The sequence below is a fragment of the Halomonas sp. CSM-2 genome, assembly GCF_002119345.1.
GTDB classification, from domain to species: Bacteria; Pseudomonadota; Gammaproteobacteria; order Pseudomonadales; family Halomonadaceae; genus Vreelandella; species Vreelandella janggokensis.
The window spans coordinates 177,586-187,076 of the sequence record NZ_NBYR01000001.1; the positions used below are offsets into that span (position 1 = coordinate 177,586).

The 9,491-nt window shown below is 58.3% G+C and carries 9 protein-coding genes; 1 reads left to right on the forward strand and 8 read right to left on the reverse strand.

Annotated features, from left to right (window positions below):
* Positions 1-25: 25 nt before the first annotated feature.
* Complete coding sequence (locus tag B7L15_RS00820) at positions 26-928, reverse strand: LysR family transcriptional regulator (protein WP_085917153.1); 903 nt, start codon at positions 926-928, stop codon at positions 26-28.
* Positions 929-1,029: 101 nt separating this feature from the next.
* On the opposite strand from B7L15_RS00820, the gene B7L15_RS00825 reads away from it, so the two are divergent.
* Entirely contained in the window at positions 1,030-1,245 is a 216-nt protein-coding gene (locus tag B7L15_RS00825) for a DUF2798 domain-containing protein (RefSeq protein WP_085917154.1), read from the forward strand.
* A 48-nt stretch (positions 1,246-1,293) separates the two neighbouring features.
* Here B7L15_RS00825 and B7L15_RS00830 read toward each other — a convergent pair whose 3' ends face one another.
* The 7 genes from B7L15_RS00830 to B7L15_RS00860 all read right to left on the reverse strand — a co-directional run bounded on the left by B7L15_RS00830 (position 1,294) and on the right by B7L15_RS00860 (position 9,431).
* Positions 1,294-2,226, reverse strand: coding sequence for a lysine exporter LysO family protein (locus B7L15_RS00830; RefSeq protein ID WP_085917155.1), 933 nt, complete (start codon positions 2,224-2,226; stop codon positions 1,294-1,296).
* Entirely contained in the window at positions 2,227-2,940 is a 714-nt protein-coding gene (locus B7L15_RS00835; protein WP_254902819.1) for a hypothetical protein, read from the reverse strand.
* Between the two features lie 52 nt (positions 2,941-2,992).
* Complete coding sequence (locus B7L15_RS00840) at positions 2,993-4,342, reverse strand: nicotinate phosphoribosyltransferase (RefSeq protein ID WP_085917156.1); 1,350 nt, start codon at positions 4,340-4,342, stop codon at positions 2,993-2,995.
* Complete coding sequence (locus B7L15_RS00845) at positions 4,339-4,908, reverse strand: nicotinamidase (RefSeq protein WP_085917157.1); 570 nt, start codon at positions 4,906-4,908, stop codon at positions 4,339-4,341. Before B7L15_RS00845 ends, B7L15_RS00840 begins: the two co-directional genes overlap by 4 nt.
* Before the next feature lie 76 nt (positions 4,909-4,984).
* Complete coding sequence (locus tag B7L15_RS00850; protein WP_085917158.1) at positions 4,985-5,920, reverse strand: 2-hydroxyacid dehydrogenase; 936 nt, start codon at positions 5,918-5,920, stop codon at positions 4,985-4,987.
* Positions 5,921-6,045: 125 nt separating this feature from the next.
* Entirely contained in the window at positions 6,046-8,088 is a 2,043-nt protein-coding gene (locus tag B7L15_RS00855) for a CocE/NonD family hydrolase (RefSeq protein ID WP_085917159.1), read from the reverse strand.
* A gap of 41 nt (positions 8,089-8,129) precedes the next feature.
* The gene (locus B7L15_RS00860) at positions 8,130-9,431 is read right to left on the reverse strand and encodes an ATP-grasp domain-containing protein (RefSeq protein ID WP_085917160.1); all 1,302 of its coding nucleotides are present in this window, start codon (positions 9,429-9,431) and stop codon (positions 8,130-8,132) included.
* Positions 9,432-9,491 lie beyond the last annotated feature (60 nt).

The following is a 9,491-nucleotide window of genomic DNA, read 5'->3' on the forward strand; positions in this document are numbered from 1 at the left end:
TGTGTGGCTGCTCCGAACAGACGGTCTAATCAGCAGAGTGGAACCAGGATTGGTGGCTGAGGAATTCGATTAACTCGGTGCGAAACAACTGGGCCCGCGCTGAAAGGCTACGCCGGTAGGGCCAGACCAAGAAGATCTCTCTGTGGCGCCCCCGCCATTCAGGGAGTACCCGTATTAACTCTCCCTTTTGTAAGCTATTCGCCACCATACTGGCGGGCATTAAGGCGACGCCTGCGCCCGATTTAGCGAGGTTGAGCACAATACTCATATCGTTACTGATATGAAAATGGCTCTTATGGCAAGCGTGCTGGCTACCTGCTTGGTGGAACAAATGCCACTCGCTAAACATTTTTGCTGCCACGCTGGGGCATGCCTGCAATTCTTCAACCGTATGAGGAAGAGAGTGCTTCATCGTCGGTGAAGCCACCAAAATCGGCTCTATGTAGCCCAGGTATTTCTGGATTAGCGTCGAATCCTTTTGTGGCCCAGAGCGAAGCGCAATATCGGCCTGGTGATCGCGAATATCAACTATGTTGTTATCGAGTTCGATCGTCAGCGCAATGTCAGGGTGGTGATAGATAAAATGTCGCCAAAACGCATCTAGCGGCCCGCTGCCCAAATTGACGGGCGCCATAATCTTCAACGGACCGCTTAGGCTATGTAGCGCCTGATCCAGATCCAAAATACGCTGATCAAGCGCGAGCACCAGTTCCTCGCACTCGCGGTAATACGACTCGCCCTGAGGCGTTAACGTTAATCCCTTGGTTGAGCGATAGAGTAGCTCTACGCCTAGCGTGGCCTCCAGTGCACTTATGCGTCGCGACACGGTAGCAATCGTCATCTTAAGCGTTGCCGCCGCTGCGGTAAGGCTGTGCTGATTGGCAGCCACGATAAAGATGTTTAGATCATCCAGAGACGGTTTGCGCATTTTGCAATTCTGTAAAATGGTTTCTTATATATTGGCATATATTACCGTAATAGGTGTTTGATAGCCTTGTCCCAGGTAAATAAAGCTCATAAGGACACCCCATGAAACACAGAATTATTTTCGCGCTACTGATGTCTTTCACCCTGTCACTGATTATGTCGGCGTGGGTGACTTACGTAAATATCGGTGCTCATCCCGATTTTGTGGTTATTTGGATGCATGCATGGCTCCTTGCTTGGCCAGCTGCTGGGATCATCGCCTTTATTAGCGGCCCCTTTATCCATAAGTTAGCCCACCGTATTGCCGAGAAGATCTGACACTCGAGGTGAGAGCCATTGATCCTGACCGTCGAATACCCTCCATCGTTAACCCGACAGCGACAGAAAGAACAGAATCAGCGGTGGTGACAGCAGCGAGAGAATGAACCCGCTGACCACGGCGATGGGAACGCAGGCCACGCCGCCGTGTTGTTGAATGACGGGCAGGGTGAAGTCCATTGAGGTGGCGCCGCCGTAGCCGATGGCCAGGGCGGTGTGGCGGTGGATCACCAACGGGATCAGGATGAACGCCAGCAGCTCACGTGTGAGGTCGTTGAAAAACGCCACGCCACCCATCAGTGGCCCCAATTGGTCACCAATCAGGATCGCCGACAGCGAGTACCAGCCAAAGCCTGCGGCCATGGCGAGGCCTTCGTTCCAACTTAGCGCCAGTAGCGGGGCGGCCAGTACGCCTGCCAGTAGGGAACTCAGCGCCAGGGTGACGGCAATGGCCAGTCCCAATCGGTTGAGCAGTATCTGCTTTAGCGGCATGCCTGAGTTACGCAGTTGGCAGCCGATCAGCGCAAGAAGGCCATAGAGAACCCATTCGGCCAACAAATCGGCCGTGGAAAATAGCCCTTCACCTAATGGCGGCCCAGCCAACAGGCCGGTTATCACCCCAGCCGCCACTACGGCAACCAACAATAACGAGCCCTGCATCGCCGCCAGCTTGCTGGTCGGCGCATCCTTGACCACCGGCGACTGGCCGGTCTTCAGCGCCACCCTGCGCGACAGCCACCACAGCGCGGCCAGGTTAAACAGCGTGGTGATGCTGAACAGCAGCAGGGCGTTACCGCCCAGCTTGGCAAGCTGGTTGGACAGGTTTTCAAGCCCTGCCAGGCTAATGCCCATCAGCAGCAGAATGATGTAAACGGCGCTGTTAACGGCATGGTTGATACGGTGCTGCCAACGCGACGAGTGAACACGTACCAGGTAACCCAGTAGAAGCGGTAGTAAAACAATCAGTAATCCGGAAAGCATTTACGGCGTGACGCCTCCGCTTGGGCTGAATTCAGTCAGGGCAATCTGCGTTTCACGCTCGCCGTCTTTGAAGTATTCCGCTGAAAGCACCAGCCCCGGCCAGTCCGGATGAAAGCTTAGATGAAGTTCACTATCGCTTTTTTCCGCATTGAGCATGACAACATTCAGCGCGTCGAACTCACCGGCAGGAACGCTAATCGGGGATTGGCTATCCATATAGTACCGGTAGTGTTCCTCTTCACCCTCGTGATCAAGAAAGCGTAAATCGCAGGGGGCCGCTTCAATGCAGTTTTCCTTACCCGCGCGGCGGGAAAGGTCGAACAGGGCCGTTTGCCGATCAAGCGTCGTGAGCTGTTCTTCCTTGAGCTGGTAGTCGTTACCGATGCCAAACAGCGAATAGCGGCTGTTATAAAGCAATGCGCGCGTGGCGTCGTCAGCGACGCTGAAGCGGCTGCGCTCTTCGCCACTGATAACGGCAATCGAGAAGCGCATATCGCTGCGCCAGTGGCTTTCTTCCTGGCTCAAGTGGTGGGTGATGGTCGCACTTGGCCAGCCGTCAACCTTGAGACGGTATTGTGCCTCAAAAGGCTGCGGTGTTGAGAATGCCTTACTTGGCGACGCCTGGGCTCCGGCCGTCATCAGGCCGGTAAGACACAGCGTGACCGCGAGAAGGCAGCGTGGGTATTGAATATGTTGATATAGAGCGCATCGCATAGAGAGTCTCCCTGACAAGCGGTAGTCCAGCCAACGGGGTAGCCTAGCGCTATCACACCGTGGACGATAGATGTTTCAGGGCGTCACTCAGTTCCACCGGATAATCGCTTTCACCTTGCTCCAATGCCGTCACCGAGGCAGGGAAACGAGGTAACGTATCCGCTACGCGAGAGGTTGCCTGTTGGGCTGGCGACATGACGTCGGGGTCGACAACCCCGTTTTTGACCACCGGCCTCAGTAGGGGTTCTCCGGCGATGTCGGTTTCATCGCGTTGGGCAATGGTGTCGCCGGTATAGCGTCCGGCAGTATCCTGCCGACGGTAAACCTGCTTGCGTGACGGCAGGTTTATCTTGCCGGGGGAGTGTTTAGCCCTTGGCTGTGCGTCGTATTCAACCAGTTTGTAAGAGAGGTCGATGACCGGGGCGTCCGCCGAAACGCCCATCTGGGTGCCGACGCCAAAGGCATCGATGGGGGCGTTCTGGGCGACAAGCTCGGCGATGCCATGTTCATCCAGGCCGCTGCTGGCAATGATTTTGATCCGGCTGAAACCGGCATCGTCCAGCAATGCACGGGCTTCGCTGGCAAGCTGGCCAAAGTCACCGGAGTCGAGGCGAATGGCGCTCACCGATAAATCGGGTATGTCGCGGAGCATGTCAATCACATGCCTGACGCCTTGCAGGGTATCGTAGGTGTCGACCAGCAAGGTGGTGTTGGGGTAGTGACGAGCGAAGGCTCGAAATGCCGACGGCTCATCGTCATGGGCAAGAATGTAGCTATGCGCCATGGTGCCATTCAGCGCCAGGTCATGACGCAGCCCACCAAGCACATTGCTGGTGCCACTCAGTCCGGCGGCCTTATAGGCCCTGACCCCACGGACGGCAGCATCGATACCGTGCATACGGCGCATGCCAAAATCGACGACCGGGCGGTTGCCTGCTGCCCACACAATGCGGGCGGCTTTGGAAGCGAGCACGGATTCCAATTGCACCAGGTTCATGACAAGACTTTCGAGCAGCTGCGCTTCGGCGATCGGCGCATCCACCTCAAGCAATGGCTGATGGGGAAAAAGGGGCGTTCCTTCAGGCACGGTCCAGATATCGCCTGAAAAGCGCCAGTTCGCGAGCCAGCTTAGAAAGTCATCGTCGAAGCGTCCGGTTGAAGCGAGTTTTTCAATGGCCGCAGCGTTAAAATGCAATTGGCTGAGCGTGGCCGCGGCGTGTTGCTGGCCGCAGGCGAGGATAAAGCGGCGTGAGGGCGGCAGCTGGCGAAAAAACAGGCTGAAAGTAGCGGGCGTGTCATGCATCGCCTCTTTCCAGTACGCCTGGATCATGGTCAGTTGGTAGAGGTCGGTTAATAGCGCCAACTCCTCGTCTGCAACGCTCAGCGTTAACGGTTCATTCATGCGCGTACCTCGGCCCCGGCATCCTGCATTTCATGGCGGCAGCGCTCGACGGCGCCAGGGTCGGCTGCGGCGGATAGCGTTTCCAGCAGCAGGGTCGTAAAGCCCTCACGGCAGGCGGCAAGCACCGTGGCATGAACACAGACATCCAGCGCCAGGCCGCAGACCACGACGCGCTGGATACCGTTTTCGCGCAAGTACTCGCCAAGCCCCGTGCCATCGAATGCCGAGTAGGCATCGGCGTTGAACGCAGTTGCCTTGCTGACGCGAATGACCTCGTCGGGCAGCGTGAGGTCGGGGTGGAAAGCCGCTCCCGGCGTGTCCTGAACGCAGTGAATCGGCCAGGGGCCACCCCGGTGGTTAAAGCTTACGTGGTCCACTGGGTGCCAGTCGCGGGAAGCCACGATAGTGGCGCCAGCGTCTTGGGCAGCGGCAATCTCGGCGTTGATGCCCGGCACCAGAGCGCTGCCGCCGTTAATCGCCAGCGCACCACCTTCGCAGAAGTCGTTTTGCATATCGACGACCAGTAGTGCGTCGTGGCGTTGATAATCATGGAGGGAAGACGGCATTGTACGTTTCTCCTTCGTTTCCAACGGGTTACCGGCTAGTCATATGGACAGGATAGCAAGCCGAGTGTTTCAGCGTTCAGTAACCTGCCTCTGGATCGATGGTCGTCACGGATTCACCCGCTTCCAACGCTTTTATGTAGGCAATCACCTGGTCGATGGCGTCATTGAGAGGGGTGGGAGCCGCCATGTGGGGCGTGATGATGACCCTGGGATGTTGCCACAGTGGATGATCGTCGGATAGTGGCTCTGCCTCGAAGACATCCAGCAGGGCACCGCGGATATGGCCAGGTTGGCTGTTGTGGCCCAGCGCTTCCAGCAGTGCCTGCTCGTCAATCAAGCTGCCCCGGCCGGGGTTGATCACGCTGGCCCCTTTGGGCAGCTTGGCAAGCTGCTGGGCATCAAGAATATGCCGGGTGGCTGCGGTATCGGGCAGTATGGTGACCACCGTTTGCACTTGACCCAGGAGCGCGGCAAGCCCTTCATCGCCATGGTAGCAGTGCACACCTGTGATCTGCTTGGGTGAACGGCTCCAGCCGAGTACCGGAAAGCCCGCCTGGTGTAGCGCACCGGCTACATAGCGGCCAATCGCCCCCAGACCGAGTACGCCCACTGGCCATTGAGACTTCGCTACGACGTCTTGCGGCTGCCAGGTGGCGTCCTGCTGCTGAGCGGCATAGCGGTCCATGCTGCGGTAAAAATGCAGCACACCATAAAGCACGTAGTCGGCCATCAGCTCGCCCATGCCTGCATCGCGCAGCTTGACGATGGGCACATCCGTCGGCAGGCCCGGGGTTTTGAGCAGGTAGTCGACGCCCGCGCCAAGGTTGATAATGCCTTTAAGGTGGGTCTGCTCTTCGATCAGATGCGCAGGCGCTTTCCAGACGGCCAGATAATCGGCGTTTTGACGCTGGTCTGCCGGCGCATCGCTGGTAACGACCTGGGCATCAGGAAACGCATCGGCCAGCGCGTTTTGCCACGCTGCGGCCTCGTCAATATGCACGATGATCTTCATTGCCTTGTCTCCCTCAGACGCTTGTTCGTTGCGTCTATCATGGGGAGCATCGTAGAGCGCTGCAAGCAGGGGTTAGCGCTTATGTACCCGTTGCCCTTGCAACGCCATCCGACCGCCAAGGCGTCTCACACCAGATCCCGCGGGATCTCCTCGTCCCAACTCTTGGAAAAGACCCGGCTATCGCCCTCGAAGGCATCCATGGTCGCCCGTAGGCGAAAATGCGTGGCGTTGGACGTCATCAAGGTGCGGGTCAAACTTCGGACTTCCCAGTCACCGCGGCGAAAACGACGCTCCCATTCGGTCCAGCCGCTCAGGCTGTCGTAGTTGCCGTATGAATAGGTGTAGCGCTCAACCACCCGCGACGAGAGTTCGAGATCGATATCATCGAGACGGAAGGTGCCCTCGTCATTGATGACCTCCAGCATGGTCTGATCCTGGGCCAGGTCGCGTATTACCCGCCATGATTCCTGGCTGGGCTGTAACAGGCTCACGGCCAGTGGCGGTGCGCCTTCCGGTTCCCCGAACGGGGGCAGTGCCGCTTCTTCCTGAGGTTGGGGCTCACGGCTCGGCAGGATCAATTGGCAGCCGGCAGGGTGCATGGTCAGCTTGACAGGAGCCGGCGACGGCCACGCCAACGGCCAGTAACTGGTCGAGAGCGATAGCCGTATGGCGTGGCCGACGGGAAATTTTTGGGCGATATGCTTAAGCTTGACGCGTACGCGATAACGCTTGCCGGGCTCCAGGGGCTGTGGAAATTCGTCGCTGTCACGGTGGGTCAGGTTGAGCAGGCCGTAGGAAATTCGGGTGGCCTTGTCGTCGTCGGCAATATCGATGAGCCTAACCGCGACCATGGCCACCGGCTGATCGGCTTCGATGTCGAGCTCGACCACGGGTTGTCCGCAAATCTCGATGTCGTGATCGAGTCGAGGTGTCTGGAATATCAGCGCACCGCCGTCCTCGTCGCGTTGGTCGTGAGGCAGGTCCGGCGGCGCGTTATAGGAACACCACTTGCCTGCATACAGGCCTACGGACAGCGGCGAACGTACGCTGAGAGGAACAGCGTTGTCCGCGGCAAATACGGTGGGATCCTGTGCAACGGGCAGCAGGTCATGGCCACTGGTGAGACGGAAATGTTTGGGGTCGATTCGCGGCGAGGGCCAGCTCGGCTCGGCGACCCAGCGCCCTGGACGTTCCTCGTAGCGGGCCGACGGCGGCACCGAATCCTGCATCCAGACGCGCAGCATGGGCTCGTCCATGATGCCCGTTTCTTTGCCTTTCAACCAATGGTCCCACCAGCGCAGCGTTTCCTGTAAAAAACCGATGGCCGGGCCGGGAACGCCCAGATGAGGGTACTTGTGCGACCAGGGCCCCACCAGGCCTTTGCGCGGCACGTCGAGCCCCTCGAGCAGGCGGAAGACGGCGTTGCAGTAGCCATCGGCCCAGCCGCTAACGGCATAAACCGGGCAGCGAATGCGCGAAAAATCTTCGCATACCGAGCCATGCTTCCAATAGTCGTCACGGCGCTGATGCTGGAGCCATGTCGCCAGCCAGAGCCCGCTGTGCTCAAGGCGCTCCATCCACATCTCGCGCCAGCGCTCACCGACCAATTGCGGGTCGGGAGGGCAGGTATTGCCATCGAACATGGTCGAGGCCCACGACAGGTTGTCGCCCAGCAGGCAGCCGCCCATGTGGTGGACATCATCGGCGTAGCGGTCGTCGGTGGAGCATAGCGTAATGACGGCCTTCAGCTCGGGTGGCTGGAGCGCCGCGATCTGCAGGCCATTGAACCCGCCCCAGGAGATGCCGATCATACCAACGTCGCCGGTACACCAGGGTTGCTTACCCAGCCACTGTAGAATTTCGACGCCATCGTCGAGTTCCTGTTGCAGGTATTCGTCGGTCAGCACGCCGTCCGACTCGCCGCTGCCGCGCATGTCGACGCGCACCCCGGCGTAACCGTGGCCAGCCCAATAGGCGTGTGTCTGGGCATCGCGCATCGCCGTCAGATCTCGCTTGCGATAAGGCAGGTATTCCAGAATGGCCGGTACCGGGTCGCTTTCGGCATCCACCGGGCGCCAGATACGGATGGCCAGCCGACAGCCGTCGGCCAACGTGATCCAGTCTTCTTCCTCCTGTACCTCGCGGGGGAAATCGCTGACGATCTGCATGGGCGTGTTCCTTATCGTTTGTGTAGCGCGACGCAATTCCGTCAGCTGGTGATGTCGTCAAAGGTGAAGTGGAGCTGCTCGGCAAGCCGTGCGTAGTTGTCTTCCAGCGCGAGATCGTCGTCGGCCCCCATCCATACGTAAGCCAGGGCGTAACTGTAGCTGTCCTGCTCGGGCAGGGAGGATAAGCGCGTTCCGGTCTCCACCTGGAGCGTGATCACGGTGCCGGGGAAAGCTTTCTGCAGCGCCTCGATCTGTTCAGCACTGGGGACCTGGGTGACGATGGCGTCGGTGAAGAATACGCGATAAAAGAACTTTGCGGCGACGTTAAAAGCCCCTTGACGGTGCGGCATGTCGGGCAACTGCCCCAGCGCCAGGTCCACCGTTATTTGCTGGTGGCTGACCCCGTCGACCTTCTCGAACAGGTCGCAGTGCGATTGCGCCACACGGGTATTGATCTCCAGCAGCCAGATGCGGTCTTGCACTTCATCCCAGAAGTATTCGATGTTGAAGGCCGCATTGTCATAGCCGATATGAGCCATGATCTGACGCGTCAGGTCCTGCATCTTGGCTTGAATGGCATCGGGAAGGCGGGATGGATAGCGATAGTAGAAAAAGCTCAGTACCTGCGGATAGCGAATCGAATCGACAATGCCGTACGGGACAACATCGCCCTGGAAAACGTAGCCCTCGACCGTGCACTGCCAGCCGCCGATGATCTCTTCCGCCATGCAGTGGCCGCCGTCGACCGAGCGAACGTCGTCTGGCAGGTTGGCGTGTTCCAGCACGTAATTAAACGGTTCTGAAATTGTCCCTATGCCTTCACATAGCCGCTCCACGGCATAAGCGAAGTCTTCCGGACTCTCGATGCGAAAGCCCAGTCGTGAACCCGAAGACTTGATCGGTTTGACGAAGAAGGGCATGTACAGCCCGGCTTCGCCGATACGCTGAAGGGCATTAGCGTCGAAAGGGTCAAAGGCCGTAAATCGGGGAATGTAGTCGGCCATTACCTCACGCTGGACGAGCCGACTCCAGTACTTGTGCTCGCATTTGAGCAAACTTTCAAGGCTGGTGGAGGGCGTGCCGATGCGCTTGCAGAGCAGTGGCAGCATGGTCGACACGGGAAAATCCATGTAGCCCACGATGGCATCGATAGGCTCGCCAAATGCTTTCAACTGAGTTTCGGCTCGGGCCAGCATGTCTTCGATAGGAAAGATTTCCGTATCGTTGACTTCCTCCGGTTCGATCACGCCATGGAAGCGGTATTGCTCAGCTCCGCGTATATGCTCAAGGCGTTGACGATTATAGTCATCCATTCCGACAACAAAGATATTCCGAACGCTCATGATCGCCTCCAGGCGCAAACTTCGCTATCACTATGCTGACCACCGTCCTCTCCACCCAAC

Coding starts and splice junctions, on each gene's coding strand:
- B7L15_RS00835 (WP_254902819.1), bottom strand. CDS start 2,940: ATGCGATGCGCTCTATATCAACATATTCAATACCCACGCTGCCTTCTC.
- B7L15_RS00850 (WP_085917158.1), bottom strand. CDS start 5,920: ATGAAGATCATCGTGCATATTGACGAGGCCGCAGCGTGGCAAAACGCG.
- B7L15_RS00840 (WP_085917156.1), bottom strand. CDS start 4,342: ATGAATGAACCGTTAACGCTGAGCGTTGCAGACGAGGAGTTGGCGCTA.
- B7L15_RS00860 (WP_085917160.1), bottom strand. CDS start 9,431: ATGAGCGTTCGGAATATCTTTGTTGTCGGAATGGATGACTATAATCGT.
- B7L15_RS00845 (WP_085917157.1), bottom strand. CDS start 4,908: ATGCCGTCTTCCCTCCATGATTATCAACGCCACGACGCACTACTGGTC.
- B7L15_RS00820 (WP_085917153.1), bottom strand. CDS start 928: ATGCGCAAACCGTCTCTGGATGATCTAAACATCTTTATCGTGGCTGCC.
- B7L15_RS00855 (WP_085917159.1), bottom strand. CDS start 8,088: ATGCAGATCGTCAGCGATTTCCCCCGCGAGGTACAGGAGGAAGAAGAC.
- B7L15_RS00830 (WP_085917155.1), bottom strand. CDS start 2,226: ATGCTTTCCGGATTACTGATTGTTTTACTACCGCTTCTACTGGGTTAC.
- B7L15_RS00825 (WP_085917154.1), top strand. CDS start 1,030: ATGAAACACAGAATTATTTTCGCGCTACTGATGTCTTTCACCCTGTCA.